Source organism: Lederbergia wuyishanensis (assembly GCF_022900255.1).
In the GTDB taxonomy this organism is placed as follows: domain Bacteria; phylum Bacillota; class Bacilli; order Bacillales; family Bacillaceae_C; genus Lederbergia; species Lederbergia wuyishanensis.
The window spans coordinates 1-20,932 of sequence record NZ_JALIRM010000016.1; the positions used below are offsets into that span (position 1 = coordinate 1).

Sequence of the window (20,932 nt, forward strand, 5' to 3'; positions counted from 1 at the left end):
ATTCGCTCGACTTGCATGTATTAGGCACGCCGCCAGCGTTCGTCCTGAGCCAGGATCAAACTCTCATTGAAGTTTGTAGCTCATTTGCTGGCAATGGTTTAAAACCATTGTTTTTAAAATAATTTAACGTTCGTTTCGTTCAGTTTTCAAAGATCAAACATGGTTGCTATTTTTTAGCGACTTTAATATTATATCAAAATCACTTTAGCTCGTCAACACTTTTTTTGAAAAACTTTTTTCGGAGTGTTTTTTCAGCTCGGAGCTTTTTTCAGCAACGGATATTAATATAACAAGGTTCTTTCTCTATGTCAATCACTTTTTATAATTTATTTTCCTGTACCGCTCGATCTTTTTGAAGAAGGTAAAACATACCGCATACAATCATATTGGGAAGCGACTCGTTTAAATAATGAAAATAGTGTTTTATAACGTTCTTCCATAGATTGTTTGACGATTGATTCTATTCTTGCGTCCTTTAAATCAAAAAGAATTTCATCCATTTCTCTTTTTAATAAATATATGATTTCTTCTTTATCTCGATCATTTAAAAGAAGACCAAGCATGTTTACACCTCGAATATTTTGGATTTCTATAGTGTTATCTTTATGTATAGTTATGTATGTCCATTTTAGTTACAAAATATAAACACTAAATACCATTAATATATTCATATCGCGAGCATCACCATACATAGACTAGTATGGACAGGCAGACGAGGAGGATTGGTATGAATTTTTTTATCACGGTAAATGGCCGTAAAGTAAAACAAGGGTTATTTGTCGTATTAATCTCTTTTTTTACAGCCTTATTTTTTTTCTCACAAGCTACTCTTCAAACTCCGGTGTTTGGAACTAAAGATGATCCTAAAGCAATTTATAAAGGGGAAAAAGGTATAAGCTTGACGTTTAATATAGGATGGGGAGATGTCCAGGCCGAACCCATTCTAAATGTATTGGAGGAAAAAAAAGTCAGATCGGCTACTTTTTTTCTTTCGGGCTCGTGGGCAGAAAAACATCCTGATATGGTAAAAAGAATTAAGGATATGGGCTTTGAAATAGGAAGTCTCGGTTATGCATACGAAGATTATACAGAATTAGAAGACGAAAAGGTAAGAAGAGATATCTTACGGTCGATCGACGTTCTGAAAAAGTTGGATATTAAAGATATTACATTGCTCCGCTCCCCTACCGGGCATTTCGATAAACGAACACTAAAAATCGCAAACAATCTTGGACTCACTGTTGTTCATTGGAGTCTCAATTCACAAGATTGGAAAAACCCTGGAGTTGATGCAATTGTAAAAAATGTTCAAAAGGTACAAAAAGGAGATATTATTTTAATGCATGCCTCTGATTCCGCAACTCAAACAGCTCAAGCCCTTCCACCTGTCATTTCAATTATTAAGGAAAAAGACCAACTCGTCACACTTTCAATACTTATTGCCAACGGAAAAGTGAAAACCACTTTAGTGCCATAATCATAAAAAAGCGATCCATTTAACGGGTCGCTTTTTTGGTTTGAATATTTGATGTTCGTTTTGCTCTTTCTTCTGCTGATAAACGATTATATTTTGGTAACATTAATATTTGGTACGCGTTACATGCAATTAGCGGGAAAATCATTAAGTAAATCCAACTTTCGTCATTAGGACGCAATACAGGAAGCCACTCAAGGATTGTAACGACTGCCATAAAAAATAATGCGGAAACGAATATACTTCGATTCGTCATTTTTGCTTTTAAGTAAGCGACAATTAGTGCCGCGATTAAAATAAATACAGCTAGCCCAATATACGGGAGCAAACTCTCATTTTCACCCGCAAAGGCTTGGAAACGGAAATATATAAGATCAAACAAGACAAAAACGACAAGAACAAGCTGAACAGCGTTCCATAAAGATTTAAATAGCCCTAGTCCAAACTGATGAATAAATAAATAAGCAAAAAAGCCTACCTGGCTTACAACTGCAAAAATAAAACCAACTCCAACAAGCCAAATAAATGTAGAGACAATTGCTCCAATTTTAACATCTGTAAAATATGGTTGGAATTCACTCCAACGAATAATAAACCCTAGTATGCCAGTTATCAAACCACCCAAAATGAGTGAGTTAAATAAAAACTTCATTAAGTTTCTTATTGTCACTTTAAGATTTCCCCCATCGATATACTTAACAAACCGATTTTATCAATCTTCCTATAAAAAAGCCACGATTGTCTAGATTGTGCATAAATTTTTCACAAAATCTCATATTAACTATAAGGGATATTGTTAAGAAAGGAGCCTCTTTCATGCGAAAAAGTGTTTATTTGCTCCTGTTAATTGCTTTATTAACGCTCTCTTCCTGCAGTGGCAATGAACCAGGAAATGCAAAATTAGATTATGACCAAACGAAAAAGATGATGGTTGATATTTTAAAGTCAGATGAAGGTAAAAAAGCCCTTCAGGATATGATGAAGGATGAGGAAATGAAACAACAATTGATTATGGATCAAACTGTTGTTAAAGATACAATTGAAAAAACACTAACATCTAATAAAGGTGAAGATTTTTGGAAAAAGGCAATGGGAGATCCTAAGTTTGCGGCTACTGTTGCAAAAAGCATGAGAAAAGAACATGAAGCTCTACTTAAGGATTTAATGAAAGATCCTGAATACCAAGGGTTATTAATGGATATTCTTCAAAATCCGGAAATGCAAAAAGATTTTGCTAAGGCACTAAAAAGTAAAGATTTCCGTGAACAAATGCAACAGGTTGTAAAAGATACGTTAGATAGTCCCCTTTATAAAGCAAAAATTCAAGAGTTGCTTTTAAAAGCTGCTGAAGAAGCAGGGAAGCAAGGCGGGAAATCGGAAAATAAAGATCAAGGCGGTGGGGGAGCCGGTAGCGGCGGAGGCGGTCAGTAAAAGTTTCTTAATCACATTCAGAACGAAGATACCATATAAAAAAAGCCATATATCCTAATCCAAGGTATATGGCTCTTTATTTGAAAACATTTAACCTAGTAGCTGTACCATTTTTCCGGCAATTTCACCGTAAATATGTCCGATTTTATGATCCTCACCGTAGATCGAAGGTGCAAAATCTTCTTCATTCCAGTCAGGTTGTTGCAGAGGTAGTTTTCCTAATACTTCTGTTCTAAGTTCTTCTGCAAGTTTATCTCCGCCACCTTGACCAAATACAAATTCTTTTTCTCCAGTCAATTTACTTTCAAAGTAAGACATATTTTCAATAACACCAAGAATTTCATGATTTGTACGGAGTGCCATTGCGCCTGCTCTTGCAGCAACGAATGCCGCCGTTGGATGTGGTGTAGTTACAATGATTTCTTTACAGCTTGGCAGCATTGTGTGTACATCAAGTGCAACGTCTCCAGTACCTGGTGGCAAATCAAGCAATAAATAATCAATGTCTCCCCATTCTACTTCACTAAAGAAGTTATTAAGCATTTTTCCAAGCATCGGCCCACGCCAAATGACAGGGGAATTATCTTCAACGAAAAAACCCATTGAAATAACTTTAACACCAAAACGCTCTACTGGGATAATTTGGTTTTCTCTTACCTTTGGACGGTTCGTAATGCCCATCATATCTGGAACACTGAATCCATAAATGTCTGCATCAATAAGGCCTACTTTTTTTCCTAGACGAGCAAGGGCCACAGCTAAGTTAACTGAAACAGTCGACTTGCCTACCCCTCCTTTACCACTTGCTATTGCGATAAAAGTTGTTTTGCTGTTTGGTGAAAGTAGACCGCCTGTGTCGCTTTGCAAGTCTCCAGAAGCACGGAGTTTTTCCAATTCCTCCTCTGGTAAAGTAGCGAAACGAATTCCTACAGTTTCAGCTCCCGCTTTTTTTAATGCATCTACTATTTTCATTTGGAACTGTAGTTGCTCAGGAGTTCCTGTTTTAGCCAATGCAATTTTTACACTGACATGTGCCTTTTCTTCTTTCGCTTTCACCTCAAGAATACCGTTAGTTTCTTCAAGTGTTTTATGTAGTAATGGATCTTCCATTTTTTTTAACAAATCATAAGCTTTCTGTTCAGTGATCAAGGCTGTACACCTTCCTTATCATCGATTTCATTCCTACCCAGTATAACATAATGCACTTTTGAAAGAATCTTATACGCTCATAGAAAAGCGGAGGACGCTTGATTAGGGGCGACATGCAAATGTTCTGAGAAAGAAAAGTCCGTCTTTTGACTTTTATGTCTCAGGTTATTTGACCTCGAGCCCCTAGCGACTGCAGCTGGACATAGAAAAGTGGAAGCGCCTGTTTATCGACGTATAAACTTCAGGGACTTAGACTTAGATAAAGGAAATACGATGAGGAACGAGTCGATGTTGACCTAGAGCCTGCAGCTGGACATTCTCCGTAAAACAAAAATTCGGGTTCATATGTGAATCCCGAATCATTCCAACGATTTTTCATTCGAAAAGAATCGAATGACCCCTTTATAAATAGAGAATGCGACTTTATCTTGATACTCTTCTTGCTTTAATGCTTCACGTTCTGTGGGGTTTGATAAAAATCCAATTTCTACTAGTGCACCTGGCTTTTTTGCGTTTTTCAACAAATAAATATGTTCTATGGTTTTTGCTTCCCTTTTAGTATTTCCTAAACTTTTGACTAGTTCGTCTTGAATAAACTTTGCTGCCCTTTTATTATCGGGATCATGTGGGGCATAAAACGTTTGAGCCCCACTCCAACGGGGAGATGGAATGGAATTTAAATGAATGCTAAGAAATAAATCCGCCTCTGACTCGTTTACGATTTTAAGCCTTTTTTTCAAATCCTCTGTTTTCCGCCGACTCAGTCCCCTTGTGTCAGACTCTGCCAAGTCAGTATCGGATTCTCGTGTCATTAATACGAGGGCTCCCTGCTCCTGTAAATAATCTCTTAATTTATTGGCGACTACTAATGCAATGTCTTTCTCTTGTGTATCTCCACTCTCCGCTCCTCCATCCGGACCGCCATGCCCAGGATCTAAGTATATAATTTTCCCTGTTAATGGAAGATTCCACGTATCAAAAGAGTCCTTTGGCAAAAAATTGTATTGAAAAAGAAGAAATAGGATTGCCGCCCCTACAGAAAATATAATAATTTTTGCTTTTTTCCCCATTCGATCTTCCCCTTCATGCTTTCTTCGTAAAAGCATATGGGACAAGATTGTTTTTTAGAACGAGTTTCCTAATGAAGACGTAATTTGTATCTTCTTTCTCCTTTTCGATAACCATTTATCCACCAATAATCTACAAAATGTTCACAAGCTATAAAGATGTCTTCATCACTAATCATCCTTTTCTCAAAATCCCAGTAAAGCCAAAAATAATATAATGTATCGATAAAGTGAGTAATTTCCCGATGACTTCTCTTTTTCACCATTTCGATTGTTTCGCCATGAATGGTGAATCGACTGAATTCTCCTCCATTTAGATATGCTTCAATAGCAACATCAAAACACGCTTCTTCTACCCCTTCCTCTAAAGGTCCTACTCCTATACGCATTCGATTAAAATGGACGATCATGCTCTTTTTTACTTCTTCTATAGATAATTCACGTAAAAGCTTGCGCTCATATAATAACTGTTTTTCTCGCTTTCTCTCTTCAAAATTCAACATGACATTCATATTACTTCATCCTCCCTTCACCTTAGTTTCAACGAACAGGGAGAAGTCATGCGCAATACAATCAAAAAATGATTTATGGAAATCGAAACATTATTTAACATTAAAACGTCTATAACATGTAAGGAGGCTTACAAATGAAGAAATATTTCGTAATAGCATGTCTCTTTTTATTAACGGGATGTACACCATTTATTAATAATAATGTAATTATTGACTGGGTTGATTTTTTACATTTTAATGGAGAAAAGTATTTAGGAAGTCAATTGGAAATTGCTGATTCAAAATTTATCGGAGGAAAAATAGGTAAAATTAAAAAGAAGTTGGATGACAATGTTAAAAATCCAAATTATAAATCTAAAAATGGTGATGCTGCTTTTCTTCCTGTTGGAACCAATTTGTACGAAGTAATAAATGAACCTAACCTTATAGCGGTAAGAGACAAGAATTCTATAAATGGTTATAAAATTTATTCCAAAACTGACTATAAATCTGATTTCTATTCCATTAACAAAGATGAAGTGGTGAAAATTCAAATTTTCGACGAAGTATCTTATGACCAATTCATCTTGAGGAAAGCTATTAACAATAAGAAAGACATCGGTAAATTTATAGATATTTTACAATCAGGCAATCCAGATTCATCCGTTGTTTTCGATTATGCCGATCCAAAAATGAGTTCGTATGTTGTCCTCGTTTATACTTCAGAATCCGTTGCCAAAAAAATCCCTCTCTTTTTTGACGGAGAAAAATATTTCTGGCATCACAGAGACAGTGAAGTGTTGCCTAAAGAAGTTGAAGAAATCTTGAATGTTAGAGATGATTAATATAAAAGGAATGGACTGAATTGCATAAAAGACTTTCTTACCTCTTTTTTATTACCGGATGCTTGATCATTGTGTTTAGTATATGGCAATTGTTCGAAATGAACTTTTTAAAGGATAATGCTTTAAAGGAAGCAAAAACAAAAATTGGACATATAAATAAAAAAGAGATCCAACCTGAAAATTTGATTGATATTAGCGTAAAAAATGGCGATGTCATTGGTATTTTAGAAGTTCCTGCCTTGGAGAAGGAAATCCCTATTTTGCATGGAGTCGATGAAGAAGAACTTAAAATCGGAGTTGGCCATTTTCCAGGAACCGCTTTTCCTGGGCAAAAAAATCAAATTGTATTATCTGGCCATCGGGATACGGTATTTCGGAAATTTGGAGAACTTAAAATTGGCGATTCTTTCATTGTAAAGATGCCTTATGGGGAATACGAATACATTATTGACCATACTAAAATTGTTAGTGCTGATGATCAAACTATCATAGTTCCAAATGACGGCCAGGAGGTTCTTACTGTCACTACATGTTATCCATTTCAATATATTGGGAATGCACCTGACCGCTATATTATTTACGCACTCCCTAAAAAGTGAAGCAAACTAAATGTAGGGCTTCACTTTTTATTATTTTTTCAAAAATTTGCCATAAAACCATTATCCTTTTAAATAAGAAGGTGTTATAATGATGTTGAGGATATTGCTCACTATTTCACAAATATATTCTCACTTGCTCAACATTTCACAATATCTTCAATCTACTATTTGCTTAAAATATCAAGGAGGTCTTTAGGATGTCTCATTGGAAAGGTTTTATAGAAGGTCGCTGGCAGCAGGAAGTGGATGTTCGAAATTTTATCGTGAATAACTATTCTCTTTATGAGGGAAACGAGGAATTTTTAGAAGGACCTACAGAAGCTACAAACGCATTATGGAAGCAAGTGATGGAGTTAACAAAACAAGAGCGTGAAAACGGCGGCGTGTTAGACATGGATACTAACGTAGTATCTACTATTACCTCTCACGGTCCTGGATATTTACAAAAAGAACTAGAGCAAATTGTTGGATTCCAAACAGATAAGCCGTTTAAAAGATCCCTCCAACCATTTGGTGGAATTCGTATGGCTCAAGCAGCTGCTGATTCTTATGGATTCAAAGTAGATGATGAAGTAGAAGAAATATTTACAAAATATCGCAAAACACATAACCAAGGTGTCTTTGATGTTTATACGTCTGAAATGCGTTTAGCCCGCAAAGCTGGCATCATTACCGGTCTCCCAGATGCTTATGGGCGCGGACGAATCATTGGGGATTATCGTCGAGTTGCCTTATACGGGGTCGATTTCCTTATTCAGCAAAAACAAGCTGAAGTCAATTTAATTGGAAACGGCATGATGACAGAAGAAGTCATTCGTGAACGTGAAGAAATGGCTGAACAAATCAATGCACTTAGGGAATTAAAAGAGCTTGCGCAAATCTACGGCTATGATATTTCTAAACCAGCAACGAATGCAAAAGAAGCATTCCAATGGCTATATCTTGCGTACCTTGCAGCAATAAAGGAACAAAACGGTGCAGCTATGAGCTTAGGCCGAGTTTCTACTTTCCTTGATATTTATATTGATAGGGATTTGAAAAACGGCACTATAACAGAAAGCGAAGCACAAGAACTCGTTGATCATTTCGTAATGAAATTGCGTTTAGTGAAGTTTGCTAGAACACCAGATTACAATGAACTATTTAGTGGTGACCCTACGTGGGTAACGGAATCTATCGGAGGAATCAGTCTTGACGGGAAACCGCTCGTCACCAAAAACTCTTTCCGATTCTTGCATACCCTAGATAATTTAGGACCATCTCCGGAACCAAACTTAACGGTTCTTTGGTCCACTCAACTTCCACAGAATTTTAAAAAGTACTGTGCAAACATGTCTATTAAAACAAGCTCTATCCAATATGAAAATGATGATTTGATGCGAGGTATTTATGGTGACGACTACGGTATCGCCTGCTGCGTATCAGCGATGACAATTGGAAAACAAATGCAATTTTTCGGAGCTCGCGCCAACCTTGCGAAAGCATTGCTATACGCGATTAATGGCGGTAAGGATGAAATTTTAAAGGCGCAAATTGGCCCTGCGTTTGCACCAATTACAACAGAGTATTTACAGTTTGAAGAAGTCGTAGAGAAATTTGACGCTATGATGGAATGGCTTGCAGGACTTTATATGAACACACTTAATATTATTCATTACATGCATGATAAATATAGCTATGAAAGAATTGAAATGGCTCTTCATGACAGAGAAATTTTACGCACGATGGCTGGAGGTATCGCCGGATTATCTGTTGTAGCAGATTCTCTAAGTGCCATTAAATATGCAAAAGTAAAACCAATTCGCGATGAAAATGGCATTGCCGTTGACTTTGAAATTGAAGGAGATTTCCCTAAATACGGAAATAACGATGCTCTTGTCGATGACATCGCAGTAAATCTTGTGAAAACCTTTATGAATAAGTTCCAAAAACATAAAGCTTATCGTGGTGCAACACCAACACTATCTGTCTTAACGATTACATCTAATGTTGTGTATGGTAAAAAAACGGGTAATACACCAGATGGAAGACGCAAAGGCGAACCATTTGCACCAGGAGCCAACCCGCTTCATGGACGTGACCAAAAAGGAGCGATTGCATCTTTGAGTTCTGTTGCAAAACTCCCATATGAATATGCATTAGACGGAATTTCTAATACTTTCTCTATCGTGCCTAAAGCACTTGGAAGAGAAGAAGAGACTCGGATTTCTAACTTGGCTGCAATTTTGGACGGATACATGACGAAGCAAGGGCATCACTTAAACATTAACGTATTCAATCGAGAAACATTGCTAGATGCAATGGAACATCCAGAAGAGTATCCACAACTTACAATCCGTGTTTCTGGATACGCTGTTAACTTCATCAAATTAACGAGAGAACAACAAATCGACGTTATTAACCGTACGTTCCACGAAACGATGTAATTAGAAAAGCGGAAGGCGCCTGAAGAGGAAGGAAGGCTAAAAGCGCAACGTCCTGTTGCGACGCCTTCCTGACCCGCATCCTGCGGGCCTCCGACAAGCAAATGTGCTGAGTCAAAAAAGTCCGGTCTTTGACTTTTATTGACTCAAGTTATTAGACCTCGAGAGGCTGCCGTCTGGAGCTAGACAGCAAGAGTATTAAATGGATAGAGCCAGTGCTAAGTGTGCTGGCTCCCCAAACGAAAGGATTTGAAGTAATGAAAATCCAAACTCGTATTCATTCAATTGAATCATGTGGTACAGTGGATGGCCCAGGACTAAGGTATGTCATTTTTACACAAGGTTGCCTATTACGCTGTCTATATTGCCATAACCCCGATACTTGGACATTTGGAAATGGAGAAGGAAAGGAAATTTCTGTTGAAGAACTAATGAAGGATATTAAAGATTATCTTCCTTTTTTACAAGCTTCTAATGGCGGAGTGACGGTTACTGGTGGAGAGCCTCTCCTTCACGTTGATTTTCTTATCGAATTATTTACTGAATGTAAAAAACTGGGTATCCATACGGCAATTGATAGCTCTGGCGGATGCTTCACGAGGAAAGAAAGATTTATTAATTCACTTGATCGTCTTATGGAAGTAACCGATCTTGTCCTACTAGATTTAAAACAAATCGATGAAGCAAAACATAAACACTTAACATCTGTTTCAAACAAGCATATTCTAGACTTTGCCCATTATCTTGAGGAGAAGAAAAAACCCGTATGGGTTCGGCATGTACTTGTCCCTGGGCTTACGGATGATGAAAAAGATTTACAAAAACTCGGTGCATTTATTCGTACTTTATCCATCGTAGAAAAAGTGGAAATTCTCCCTTACCATCAGTTAGGGGTTTATAAATATGAAGCACTAGGAATCGAGTATCCGCTCAAAGGTGTGCAAACGCCGGCAGATGAAAAAGTAAAGTGGGCTTATGGGATACTCATGAATGGATAACCAATGAATTACATCTCCGATATTTTTAATAAGTAGTCCCCTAAAATTCGCTAATTTTTTTAATTGGATGGATTTTAGGGGATTGTTCTTATTATAAACAATGGACGTTCCATCACTGTTGCCCATTGTTCCTAATCTTCAATTTGCTCTGGAGAAGGAATTTGAAAAGTAAATTCTATTTTTTCATTATTTATAAAAAGTGGGATGTGGCACTCTAAACCCTCAAATAACTTGTCATCAAGTAAAAAGTCTGCTTCAAAAGAGGCTTGCTTTCCAGCTGAAAAAGAAAAAATAACCGTATCATCTCCTTCTTTTATTGTTACCATATCGTCCCAACCGTGTCCTACCAAAGGAAAGTGCTTTTTCGGGTTCCTCAATAGAAGCACATTATCCGTAGTATCTTGATTTTTTGTTGCTGTCAATACAGCAGGAGAATTCCTTTGATTTTCAAGTTTGAAAGTAACTGAAATACGTTGTTCATCCATGTTATTGTAGTATTTGACTTTATATAAAGTCATTCGAATAACGTTATTATTTTGCGTTTCATTTAGCTCAACCTCCCTATTATATAACTTGTCATTCAAAATAAAGTGATTGAAAAGAAGGGAGCATCCTGCTAATAGGACTACGTAAAAGAATATAATTAACCATATATCTTTCTTCATCATTTACTGCCTTTCTGTACCTCAGATACCATTTGTTGAAAAATCTTATAAACACCTTCTTGCTTGATAACATCTAAATCATAATATTTTCCGCTACCTTTTAATGAGATGGCCTGGGGCTCCGGTCCATACAAAAACGAAATCACATGAAGATAGGCCTCATTTTGGTCGATTAATAATGGTCCTATTTCTGGGTCAGTTATCTGCTGAAGGTCCACTCCGTCCCGGGCAGCAGAATCACGCATCCTCTTTAGCCAGGACTCTAGATTATCGGACTGTTTATAATGTTCTAGTTGGGTTATCGTAGTATGACTTCCTGTTTCGATCATTTCTGTCTCCATCATTTTATAATTCACTACGGTTAAGGAGAGTCCGTCTTCGCTCTGTTCTTTCGGGACATAAATCATCTCAGCTTCTGCTTGTTGGAAAACCTCCCATCCAGCAGGAATGCTCACTGTAACAGATTTGGAAAATATTTTTGCGTTTGATAACGATACAGCTGATACTATCGCCACAAGGAAAATACCAACTAGAAACCATCTACGCTTTTCTTTACGGAATGAACGGATCATCTTCATTCTCCTCACCATTTGAGATTTGGTGGAAATAAAATTTGTTGCTCTCGGAAATTGCGGTAAATCCATATTACTTTGAATTACTTTTAATATGGTGTTCCCGTAGTCTTTCAGGGCATCACCATCAATTTTTGATAGTGCAAAGGCATCGCTCGAAAGCTCCTGATCTTCACGCATGCGGGAATAACAATACCAAAGTAAAGGATTGAACCAGTGAAGTAGCAACATAAGTGTCATTAACCAATTGACCCCAATATCGCGATGCTTAAAATGTGCCAACTCATGATAGAAAATAAACGATAAATCCTTCTTACTAAACTCCTGCAACTGTTTGGATGGCAGAATTAACTTTGGCCGCCACAAGCCGTACAACGCAGGAGAAAATATGGCGGGGCTTGCCATAAGTCGAATGTTCGAATGAATGTTTGATTTCTGTTTACACTTTTGAAATAGTTCCAGTATAGAAAGCTCAGAAATTGATCTGGACGAATCCAGACATTTGCTGAATTGACGATTAGAGCGATAAAGCTGAATGATTCCAATTACCATGACAGCCAGCCATATAAAAGCGGCAATTATAATTATAGGATGAAAATTACTTGAAGTGGGATTCTCGGAAGTTGTATTTGTATCTAGTTCTGTTCTAGGTTGGAGGGTTACAAATGATGGTTCAGAATAAAGGGTATGATTAAATTGAAAGGGTATAAATGCATCCGATTTACTCGGCGTAAATAAGTTAAATAAACTGAAGGAGCTCTCAGGTACCCAAGGGAGCATTAATCGTATGACAAGGATGAGCCAAAGCCAGACGAACCATCTCGGTTGAAGCTTTTTCTTGAATAGAGCTCTGATAAATAAAATAAAGACAGCGATTATACTGGATAATAAGGAAGTTACAAGTATCCATTTAAAACAATGAACGAGTATTGTAAGAAACTGGTCTATCTTAATCCCTCCTTTCATCAAGTAGGCGCTTTAATTCTTCGACATCATCTTGGGACAATTTATTGGTCTTAACTAAATGAACAAGCATAGGTTGAAGCGCTCCCCCGAAAATTCTCTGCAAAAAAGATTCCGATTCGTTTTGAATGCTTTCTTCTTCTGAAACAAGCGCAAAATATCGACGCTTCCTTCCTTCTTGCTCATAGCCAACCACTTTTTTACTCACTAATCTAGTGACGAGCGTTTGAATAGTCTTCGGTTTCCAATCCGTGCTTTGAGTCAGTTCATGAATAATTTCACTCATAGGTAAAGAATCGGAATTCCAAAGTACCTGCATAACAACCCATTCAGCCTCAGTAATGTTTGCAGCTTCCTCCTTCACTTTTTCACCTCCATAGGATTACAATTGTAAGTTTAAATTCATTTTATGCTAAAGTCTTATAAATGGCAATAGATTTCCATAAATAGAATGAAGTAAAATAACCTTTCAAAATAGGAGGAAACTCGCGTTTATTTCCATTTCATTGAAACCTTTTACAAACTATGGGTAAAATAAATACACTTATACACGAAATATGAGGAGGACAAAATGAATGTTCCGTTACACAGCTTTCACCTTAATAATATTTGTACTCTCTCTATTCCTCCCTTCTCTTGTAAAAGCAAACGAACAAAACTATGTCATTATCGGATATTATGCAGGTTGGTCACCACCTAAAAACTTCAATCCACAGTCCGTTACCCACATTAATTATGCATTTGCAGATGTGTGTTGGGATGGAAAACATGGAAATCAGGAAGCTAGTAATGGCGGCTTACAGCCTTGTACGGATTTCAACGGAAACGAACAAAACGATACCCCAAACGGCACTGTCGTTTTAGGCGCCCCCACTACCGACCTTCCAAACTTAGATAATTTAAAGGGCTTTAAGCATGTAAATCCACAATTAAAAACTTTAATTTCAATTGGTGGCTGGTCATGGTCAATGAATTTATCGCTCGTAGCCAGAACGGAAGAAACTCGTATGCAGTTTGCAGAATCCGCTGTTGCATTTATCCGGTCATTCGACATGGATGGAGTCGATCTTGATTGGGAATATCCAGTTAGTGGCGGTATGCCGAATAATCATCATGACCCTTCTGATAAGAAAAATTTTACCCTATTACTTCAGGAAATACGGAATTCCCTTAATCAAGCTGAACAAAAGGATGGAAAGAAATACTTGCTTACAATTGCGTCAAGCGCAGGGTTCTCCTATTTAGAAAACACTGAATTAGATAAAGTGGCAAAAATAGTCGACTACATTAATATCATGACGTATGACTTTAACGGGAGCTGGTCACAGACTACTGGCCATAACGCGCCCCTATACAAAGATCCACAAGCAATAGAAAATGATGTTCACCCTCATCATGTAGCTGCCGCCGTCAAAGGACATCTAGATCACGGTGTTCCTACAAAAAAGCTTGTTTTAGGTCTTCCTTTTTATGGACGATCTTGGGGAAATTGCAACCCTGAAACGGAAGGAAAAGTACTGGGTAACGGTGGATATCAGCTTTGCTCTGGTAATGGTGGGGGCAATCTAGAGCCAGGCACCTATGATTACAATTTTTTAGAAAAACATATTATAAATCAAAATGGCTTCCAGCGTTATTGGAACGATACAGCTAAGGTGCCATTCCTTTACAGTGAGGAAAAAAGAGAGTTCATTTCATACGATGATTCTGAATCTATAAAGGAGAAAACTCATTATATTACCCAAAGTGCTTTAGCAGGAGCGATGATTTGGGAATTGAGTGAGGATGATGAAACACAAACTTTAATGAACAGCGTACGCGAAGGTTTAGGTTTGCCAAACCTAGAGCCGTCAAAGCAACCTGAGGAAAAGCCAGCAACCAAGTGGACGTTCTTCATCATTACAGGCATTCTAATCATAATTCTTGTATTTTTTATTAGAAAAAAAAGAAAATAACAGCACGCCCATTTTGGAGTGCTGTTTTTCTTATGTCAGCTTTGATAATAATAACGATGCAATTGAAAAATATGTTATTAAAGAGAAAATATCATTTACAGTTGTAATCAAGGGACCCGAAGCAACAGCAGGGTCCAATTTACATTTATAGAGTATAAGCGGAATAATCGTTCCCGCCATTGTACCAAGTATCAGTGTGAACAAGAGTGAACCGCCTACGACAATACCCAAATATATATTCCCTTGCCAAATAAATGCAATGATTGAAATGAGTAGACCGCATGTAACTCCTATAAGGAGACTTACCCGAAATTCCCGTAATATCAATTTAACAACCGTTTTGGCATCTATTTCATTTTCAGCTAATCCACGGACCACTACTGCAAGTGATTGAGTTCCCGTATTTCCCGTCATTCCGGCAATAAGCGGCATGAAAAAAGCTAATGCTACTACTTTTTCAAGCGTCCCTTCAAATTTTGAAATAATACTTCCCGAAATGAGCCCTATAAAAAGGAGAATGATTAACCATGGCAATCGCCTGAAAGCTGCAATGAATGGCTTTGTATTAAAATCAATCTCCTTACTAGCTGTTGAAAGTTTCCCATAATCATCACTTGTTTCTTGAATGAGTGCGTCTACCATATTATCAAAAGTAATAATCCCAACTAGCACACCCTCTTCATTCGTAACCGGTAATGCCGTAAAATCGTAACGTTGAAGCAATCGGACAATATTGGCACGCTTTGTAGAGACCGTTACGCATAGAACCTGTTTAAGCATAATATTTCTCAACATTTCATTTGGCTCACCAAGTAGTAAATCTTTATATGGTACCGTACCTGTCAACTTTCCTTTTTTATCCGTAAGATATAAATGATTACTGCCCTCTGTATAAAGAGCATCAGCTCTAATTTTATTTATAGCATCACGTACGGTTGAGTTGTCCTCAATGGAAATATAACGATTCGTCATTAAGCTTCCGGCGGTATTATCCGGATAATCTATCATCGATTTGACATAGCTGGCATTTTTAGCATCCATGTCTTCTAAGAATTTTGTTATTTTTACTTGTGGGTATTTTTTTAGTAATCGAGTAAGAATATTCGTATCAAGTAAAGCGAGCACTTTATTTGCTTTCTCGGGTCCAATTTTCCCAAGTACCTCAAGCTTTTGCATCGTATTTATTTTTTGCATCATACTCGCAATAGTCGTTTCGTCCAGATTATGAAGGAGAGCTGTCCCGTGTTTTTCAGGAAGACTTTGAAAAATAATACTCATATCATAAGGTCGCTTTTTCCTAAACATTTCGTTTAATTCCTGAAATTTTTCATTTTGTAAGTTCTCGATGACTTTTAATGTTTCCTCTTCTAATTTCTCTTTTGTGATAATAGCAATCACTCCTTCCTTCTCGCACCTTCATAAAATCCTATATCCTGTTTCTTCTTTCTTAAACTTTTCAGTAGGAATTTGAATTCTTTGTAAAATCTGGTAACAATTTTGGTGATTCTTGCGTCTACCTATTGACTAAAGTTAGAGTAAAAGGAGAGAAAATATTCAATGAATCTATTGAAACGTTCAGGACTTTTATTAATAGCCATCATGTTATTTATAGTTATTGGGGCAGTAAAAGAAGGTTCAGCAAATGAACTGCCTTTCTCTGTTGGATCTGGCAGCACATTAAATGATTACACGGTTCAAGCCTCAAAGTATTTTATGAGCGGAACTACATTTATTCAGATAGTGTCTGCTGATAGAGTAAAAGTATCGGGAAATACGAAGGCTTATAACCCAGTGGATAATATAAAGGTTGATCTAATATTACAGAGATGGGATTCTTCCAGTGGACAATGGGTTGATGTACTTAATATCGGGAGTGCGACAAATTATAGTTCTTCAATCGTATCACTTTCCAAAGAAGCGAAGGTTTTAAAAAATTCATATTACCGCGTTTGGGGAATTCACCGTGTCATGCATGCGGGGGTCATTGAACAGCAAGCAAGCATTTCAACATATGTATTCGTAGATTAAGAGGTTCTCTCAAAGGGAACCTTTTTTATATTTGCATATATCCCAATCCATCATATCGGATTATAATTATGGTATCTAATTCCATCCCGTACGAGGTGACGTCTTGAGGTTAACCCTTTTAAGCAACATTCGCTTATTTATGTTTATATTGTTAAGTTACATATACTATGTTTCTGCTGAGATCCATACACTTTTTACTCTAATATTTGTCATTGTGGCTGGATTGGGATTCTCCATCAATCACTTTTTATTAGTTACTCCGCTGGCGAAAAGGTTTTTTGTTTTAGCTCTTACACTCGATTCTATTCTCACACTAGGATTTGTCTTTTTCTTCCCTGGCTCTACTCTCTATTTGATTTTGTTCGGAGTAAATGCTGTAACTCTTTTTTTAATTGCTGAAAACAAGCGCATTATTTGGGGATTTTCCATTGCCTTTTTCTTCGTCTGGTCGCTTAGTATCTACTACACGTATCGAATGATGGGTAGCATTGATGTTATGAGTAACATCATCAACTTCACCTTCATCGTTTTTGAAGCCATTGTAGGTAGGTTGATTCATAAGCTTTTACATGCACAAGAAAAAATTGCAGCCCAATATGACGAACTGCAAGAAACTCATCATGCCTTAAAAGATGCCCATGAGCAATTGCACCATTATTCTAAACAAGTTGAAGAACTAACACTTACCCAAGAGAGAAACCGCATATCACGAGAGATTCATGATACAGTTGGACATAAAATGACCGCATTACTTGTGCAACTGCAAGTAGCTAAAGAACTTCAAAATATTCAACCGGAAAAGAGCAAACAAACGATTCTCCTTTGCGAGGAATTGGCGAGAAATGCTCTTCAGGAATTACGTTTGTCAGTCCGTACTTTAAAAGATGAAAACAGATCTTTTATTACAACGACTAAAAAAATTCTTGCAGACTATCAAGAAATGACCGGATTAAAGTCTAGCTTTCATATACAAGGAGATGTTTCAAAAATACCAACTTCTATTCAACTGGACTTAACCCGCATCATCCAAGAATCGATTACAAACGCTGTACGTCATGGTCAGGCAACTGATTGTAACGTCACGATAGAGATAACCGACTCGGACATTCACACTTTTATAAAAGATAATGGAAGAGGCGCAGCACAGGTTAACCCCGGGTTCGGATTAAAGAATATGAGAGAAAGAGTTTACGAGCATGGAGGACATATTACGTTTGAAAGCAATCCTCAAGAAGGATTTATCGTAAAAATGAGTATGCCATTGAAAGAGATTCAGTGGCAGTTGGGGTGAACAAGGTGATAAAAATATTAATTGTCGATGACCAAGAATTAATGAGGGATGGCCTTGCTACAATTCTTAATCTTAGGCCCGAAATCGATGTAGTTGGAGTTGCATCCAATGGGCAGGAAGCGTTTGATAAAGCAAGTGAACTCCGGCCTGATATTGTATTAATGGATATTCGCATGCCCATTGCAAATGGGGTTGAAGGAACAAAATTAATTACTTCTTCACTCCCCGACACGAAAGTATTAATGCTTACAACCTTTAGTGACAGCGAATTAATTTTTGAAGCACTTGAAGAAGGAGCTAGCGGCTACTTATTAAAAGACATGCCGACAGACGCGATTGTTCAAGCCATTATGACAGTGCAGTCAGGCGGAATGGTACTACCTAGAGAGTCGACTGCTGAGATTGTAAAGGAAATGAGAAAAAACAAAGAAACTAACCATGTTAACGAAGTTCCCAAAATAATTAATGACTTAACGGAACGAGAGCTGGAAGTATTGAGTAAAATTGGCTTTGGATTAAACAATAAAGAAATTGCACAGGAGCTTTATATCTCGGAGGGAACCGTTAAAAACCACGTTTCTAACTTAATTAGTAAGCTTGAGCTAAGGGATCGAACACAAGCAGCCATCTTTGCCGTAAGGTACCATATCTCTAACTTCTGACTAATGACTTTTGGCATAGTGCCCTATGACATACAGCTATATAAGCTGTATTTTTTTATGGGAAAAATCTATCTGGAGAGAGATTTGTTAATAAAGGATACACAATATACTGTAATTAGTTAATAAAACGGAATTAAAAAAGGACGTGGAACGATGTTAGAAGTTAAAGAGCTTAAGAAAAGCTACGGAAAAAAAGAAGTAGTGAAAAATGTTTCTTTTACAATTGAAAAAGGTGAAGCATTTGGACTCCTAGGTCCTAATGGTGCAGGAAAATCCACTACTATCTCTATGATTTGCGGTCTTATTCCATACGTACAAGGAGAAGTGTTGGTTGACCATCTATCTGTAAAAAAATCACCAATGCTCATTAAGAAAAAAATTGGTGTTGTACCACAAGAAATTGCCCTTTACCCAACAATGTCCGCAAGGGATAATCTACTATTTTGGGGAGCCATGTATGGATTGAAAGGATCGCAAGCAAAAAAACGAGTAGATGAAGTACTAGAGTTTGTTGGATTAAAGGATCGCGCTAAAGATCGAATCGAAACATTCTCTGGCGGGATGAAAAGGAGAATCAATATAGGTGCAGCCTTAATGCACAAGCCGGAATTATTGATTATGGATGAACCAACAGTAGGAATTGACCCACAATCAAGGAATCACATTTTAGAAACTGTCAAAAAGCTAAATGAAGAAGGAATGACGATCATTTACACGAGCCATTACATGGAAGAAGTTGAGTTTTTATGCAATCGTGTCGGTATCATTGATCATGGCGAAGTCATTGCATTAGGAACACAAGCTGAGCTATGCAGTCGCCTAGTTGGTGGTTCAGTCATTCAATTAACTGTTGAAAATGATTCTATTCAAGCGATCGATGCTATTAAGAAACTGGAAAATGTAAATGAAGTTGTGAAGAAAGAAGAATCTAATACTCTAGAAGTTTATGCCGGGCAGCCATATGAGACATTAGGTTCCATTATGTCTGCAGCTGTGAATAACGGAATGAAAATTGGATCGGTTGAAATAAAAGAACCTAACCTTGAGACCCTTTTCTTACAATTAACAGGGCGCTCATTACGGGACTAGGAGGTTAATAAATGAGCTCTTTTACAATTGCGTGGAAAGATATGAATATCCGCTTACGTGATCGAAAAGGTTTTATCAGTATGTTACTGATGCCACTTGTCCTCACAGCAATCCTAGGTTCCGCTCTTAGTGGACTTTTTGGAGAAAGCGGGTCCATTCCGGATACAAAAGTCGGCATTGTCGTATCTTCGGCGGATGACTTTACAGATCAGTTTATCAATAAAGTGTTGCAAGGCGATGAGTTGAAAGAAAGTATTACTGTTAAAGAATATAAGACTGAAACAGCTTTAAAAACAGCTATGAAAAATCAAAAGGTTGATGTTGGGATGGTTCTTCCTGCTCACTGGGGAGACGGATTAATGAAGGGTGATGTCAAGGAAGTCACAATATTTAGTAATCCCGAAAAAGAAATTCAGTTTACGATATTAAACTCTATTACGAATTCTTTTATTAACCGAGTAACATCTGTTTCACTTGCAACAGAAGTGGTTTCAAAAGAAATAACGGCAGTTCCCGTTACGAATCAGGATATTAATATCCCAAATGTAATAGGAGGTTTTGCAAACGAACTTTCCGAAATTGCCAGTTCTGATTTGAATGCTGTAACTTCCGAAGAAGATGGTAAGGAACCTATTTCAGGAATGCAATATTATGCGGCAGCCATGTGTGCGATGTTTATTTTATTCAACACTACTGTTGGTGCAAAGTCGATTATCCAGGAACGTAAAACAGAAACACTGGCACGCTTAATGAGTAGCCCTATCTTACGTTCTTCCATTGTATTTGGAAAGTTTTTAGGCACTTTTTATTTTTCCTTCCTCCAATTTATCGTGTTTGTCATAGCAACTCACTATTTGTTTGGAGTTAATTGGGGAAGCAATATTTTACAATTACTTACGATTGGTTTAGCATTTTCCATTTCTGTTGCAGGGTTTTCTATGATTATTGCAGGAATCATCACAGAGGAAAAAACAGCTGATTCAGTCGGTGGGATTGGTGTTCAAATACTGGCCTTATTAGGTGGGTCTATGATTCCACTTGCCGCATTCCCAAATAGTATTCAACTTATAGGAAATATAGCTCCAAACAAGTGGGCTCTTGAAAGTTTTATAGAAATTATGAATGGAACGACTTGGAATACACTTATATTACCAATTAGCGTCCTCATTTTAAGTGGATTACTAACATTAACGATCGGGTCGCTTAGATTAAAGCCAAGATAAGGAGTGA

Annotated in this window: 20 protein-coding genes, 1 rRNA gene and 1 pseudogene; 12 read left to right on the forward strand and 10 right to left on the reverse strand. The window is 37.3% G+C overall.

Features of this window, described 5'->3' with window-relative positions; all coding sequences use genetic code 11:
• Positions 1–71 (reverse strand): 16S ribosomal RNA (locus MT489_RS19525); the annotation flags it as partial.
• Between the two features lie 255 nt (positions 72–326).
• Positions 327–563, reverse strand: a complete 237-nt coding sequence (locus MT489_RS19530; RefSeq protein ID WP_244683241.1) for a hypothetical protein — start codon at positions 561–563, stop codon at positions 327–329.
• A gap of 164 nt (positions 564–727) precedes the next feature.
• Here MT489_RS19530 and MT489_RS19535 point away from each other — a divergent pair, with 164 nt between their 5' ends.
• Positions 728–1,477 (forward strand): polysaccharide deacetylase family protein, encoded by a 750-nt coding sequence (locus tag MT489_RS19535; RefSeq protein ID WP_244683242.1) that lies wholly within the window; start codon positions 728–730, stop codon positions 1,475–1,477.
• A 19-nt stretch (positions 1,478–1,496) separates the two neighbouring features.
• Here the strand turns inward: MT489_RS19535 and MT489_RS19540 are convergent, their stop codons facing one another.
• Positions 1,497–2,144 (reverse strand): KinB-signaling pathway activation protein, encoded by a 648-nt coding sequence (locus MT489_RS19540; protein ID WP_244683243.1) that lies wholly within the window; start codon positions 2,142–2,144, stop codon positions 1,497–1,499.
• Between the two features lie 146 nt (positions 2,145–2,290).
• Here MT489_RS19540 and gerD point away from each other — a divergent pair, with 146 nt between their 5' ends.
• Positions 2,291–2,905, forward strand: coding sequence for a spore germination lipoprotein GerD (gene gerD, locus MT489_RS19545; protein WP_244683244.1), 615 nt, complete (start codon positions 2,291–2,293; stop codon positions 2,903–2,905).
• 90 nt (positions 2,906–2,995) lie between these two features.
• Here gerD and MT489_RS19550 read toward each other — a convergent pair whose 3' ends face one another.
• The 3 genes from MT489_RS19550 to MT489_RS19560 form a co-directional block, all read right to left on the reverse strand.
• Entirely contained in the window at positions 2,996–4,054 is a 1,059-nt protein-coding gene (locus MT489_RS19550) for an Mrp/NBP35 family ATP-binding protein (RefSeq protein WP_280518713.1), read from the reverse strand.
• 359 nt (positions 4,055–4,413) lie between these two features.
• On the reverse strand, positions 4,414–5,124 hold the full coding sequence (gene cwlD, locus MT489_RS19555) for an N-acetylmuramoyl-L-alanine amidase CwlD (RefSeq protein WP_244683245.1): 711 nt from the start codon (positions 5,122–5,124) through the stop codon (positions 4,414–4,416).
• Between the two features lie 68 nt (positions 5,125–5,192).
• Positions 5,193–5,633 carry a DUF2521 family protein gene (locus tag MT489_RS19560; RefSeq protein ID WP_244683246.1) on the reverse strand — a complete coding sequence of 147 codons (441 nt, stop codon included), beginning with the start codon at positions 5,631–5,633 and terminating at the stop codon, positions 5,193–5,195.
• Between the two features lie 134 nt (positions 5,634–5,767).
• On the opposite strand from MT489_RS19560, the gene MT489_RS19565 reads away from it, so the two are divergent.
• The 4 genes from MT489_RS19565 to pflA all read left to right on the forward strand — a co-directional run bounded on the left by MT489_RS19565 (position 5,768) and on the right by pflA (position 10,477).
• Positions 5,768–6,457, forward strand: a complete 690-nt coding sequence (locus tag MT489_RS19565) for a hypothetical protein (protein ID WP_244683247.1) — start codon at positions 5,768–5,770, stop codon at positions 6,455–6,457.
• A gap of 71 nt (positions 6,458–6,528) precedes the next feature.
• Complete coding sequence (locus MT489_RS19570) at positions 6,529–7,056, forward strand: class D sortase (protein WP_244683248.1); 528 nt, start codon at positions 6,529–6,531, stop codon at positions 7,054–7,056.
• 197 nt (positions 7,057–7,253) lie between these two features.
• Complete coding sequence (gene pflB, locus MT489_RS19575; RefSeq protein ID WP_244683249.1) at positions 7,254–9,482, forward strand: formate C-acetyltransferase; 2,229 nt, start codon at positions 7,254–7,256, stop codon at positions 9,480–9,482.
• Between the two features lie 254 nt (positions 9,483–9,736).
• The gene (gene pflA, locus MT489_RS19580) at positions 9,737–10,477 is read left to right on the forward strand and encodes a pyruvate formate-lyase-activating protein (RefSeq protein WP_244683250.1); all 741 of its coding nucleotides are present in this window, start codon (positions 9,737–9,739) and stop codon (positions 10,475–10,477) included.
• Between the two features lie 131 nt (positions 10,478–10,608).
• Here the strand turns inward: pflA and MT489_RS19585 are convergent, their stop codons facing one another.
• From MT489_RS19585 to MT489_RS19595, 3 genes are read right to left on the reverse strand one after another with little or no spacing between them, the layout of a single operon-like run.
• Positions 10,609–11,145, reverse strand: coding sequence for a hypothetical protein (locus MT489_RS19585; RefSeq protein ID WP_244683251.1), 537 nt, complete (start codon positions 11,143–11,145; stop codon positions 10,609–10,611).
• Positions 11,142–12,680 carry a M56 family metallopeptidase gene (locus MT489_RS19590; RefSeq protein ID WP_244683252.1) on the reverse strand — a complete coding sequence of 513 codons (1,539 nt, stop codon included), beginning with the start codon at positions 12,678–12,680 and terminating at the stop codon, positions 11,142–11,144. The genes MT489_RS19585 and MT489_RS19590 overlap by 4 nt, the downstream gene beginning before the upstream one ends.
• Complete coding sequence (locus MT489_RS19595) at positions 12,664–13,041, reverse strand: BlaI/MecI/CopY family transcriptional regulator (RefSeq protein WP_244683253.1); 378 nt, start codon at positions 13,039–13,041, stop codon at positions 12,664–12,666. Before MT489_RS19595 ends, MT489_RS19590 begins: the two co-directional genes overlap by 17 nt.
• Positions 13,042–13,252: 211 nt before the next feature.
• Here MT489_RS19595 and MT489_RS19600 point away from each other — a divergent pair, with 211 nt between their 5' ends.
• Positions 13,253–14,632 carry a glycoside hydrolase family 18 protein gene (locus MT489_RS19600; RefSeq protein WP_244683254.1) on the forward strand — a complete coding sequence of 460 codons (1,380 nt, stop codon included), beginning with the start codon at positions 13,253–13,255 and terminating at the stop codon, positions 14,630–14,632.
• Between the two features lie 30 nt (positions 14,633–14,662).
• Here the strand turns inward: MT489_RS19600 and mgtE are convergent, their stop codons facing one another.
• Positions 14,663–16,030, reverse strand: a complete 1,368-nt coding sequence (gene mgtE / locus MT489_RS19605) for a magnesium transporter (protein WP_244683255.1) — start codon at positions 16,028–16,030, stop codon at positions 14,663–14,665.
• A 159-nt stretch (positions 16,031–16,189) separates the two neighbouring features.
• Here mgtE and MT489_RS19610 point away from each other — a divergent pair, with 159 nt between their 5' ends.
• The 5 genes and pseudogenes from MT489_RS19610 (at position 16,190) to MT489_RS19630 (ending at position 20,925) form a co-directional block, all read left to right on the forward strand.
• Complete coding sequence (locus MT489_RS19610) at positions 16,190–16,660, forward strand: DUF6147 family protein (RefSeq protein WP_244683256.1); 471 nt, start codon at positions 16,190–16,192, stop codon at positions 16,658–16,660.
• 103 nt (positions 16,661–16,763) lie between these two features.
• Positions 16,764–17,951 carry a sensor histidine kinase gene (locus MT489_RS19615; RefSeq protein ID WP_244683257.1) on the forward strand — a complete coding sequence of 396 codons (1,188 nt, stop codon included), beginning with the start codon at positions 16,764–16,766 and terminating at the stop codon, positions 17,949–17,951.
• Positions 17,952–17,956: 5 nt separating this feature from the next.
• Entirely contained in the window at positions 17,957–18,613 is a 657-nt protein-coding gene (locus MT489_RS19620) for a response regulator (RefSeq protein WP_244683258.1), read from the forward strand.
• Positions 18,614–18,766: 153 nt separating this feature from the next.
• A pseudogene (locus MT489_RS19625) lies at positions 18,767–19,445 on the forward strand (ABC transporter ATP-binding protein); the annotation flags it as partial.
• Positions 19,446–19,713: 268 nt separating this feature from the next.
• Positions 19,714–20,925 carry an ABC transporter permease gene (locus MT489_RS19630; RefSeq protein WP_244683260.1) on the forward strand — a complete coding sequence of 404 codons (1,212 nt, stop codon included), beginning with the start codon at positions 19,714–19,716 and terminating at the stop codon, positions 20,923–20,925.
• Positions 20,926–20,932: the final 7 nt, after the last annotated feature.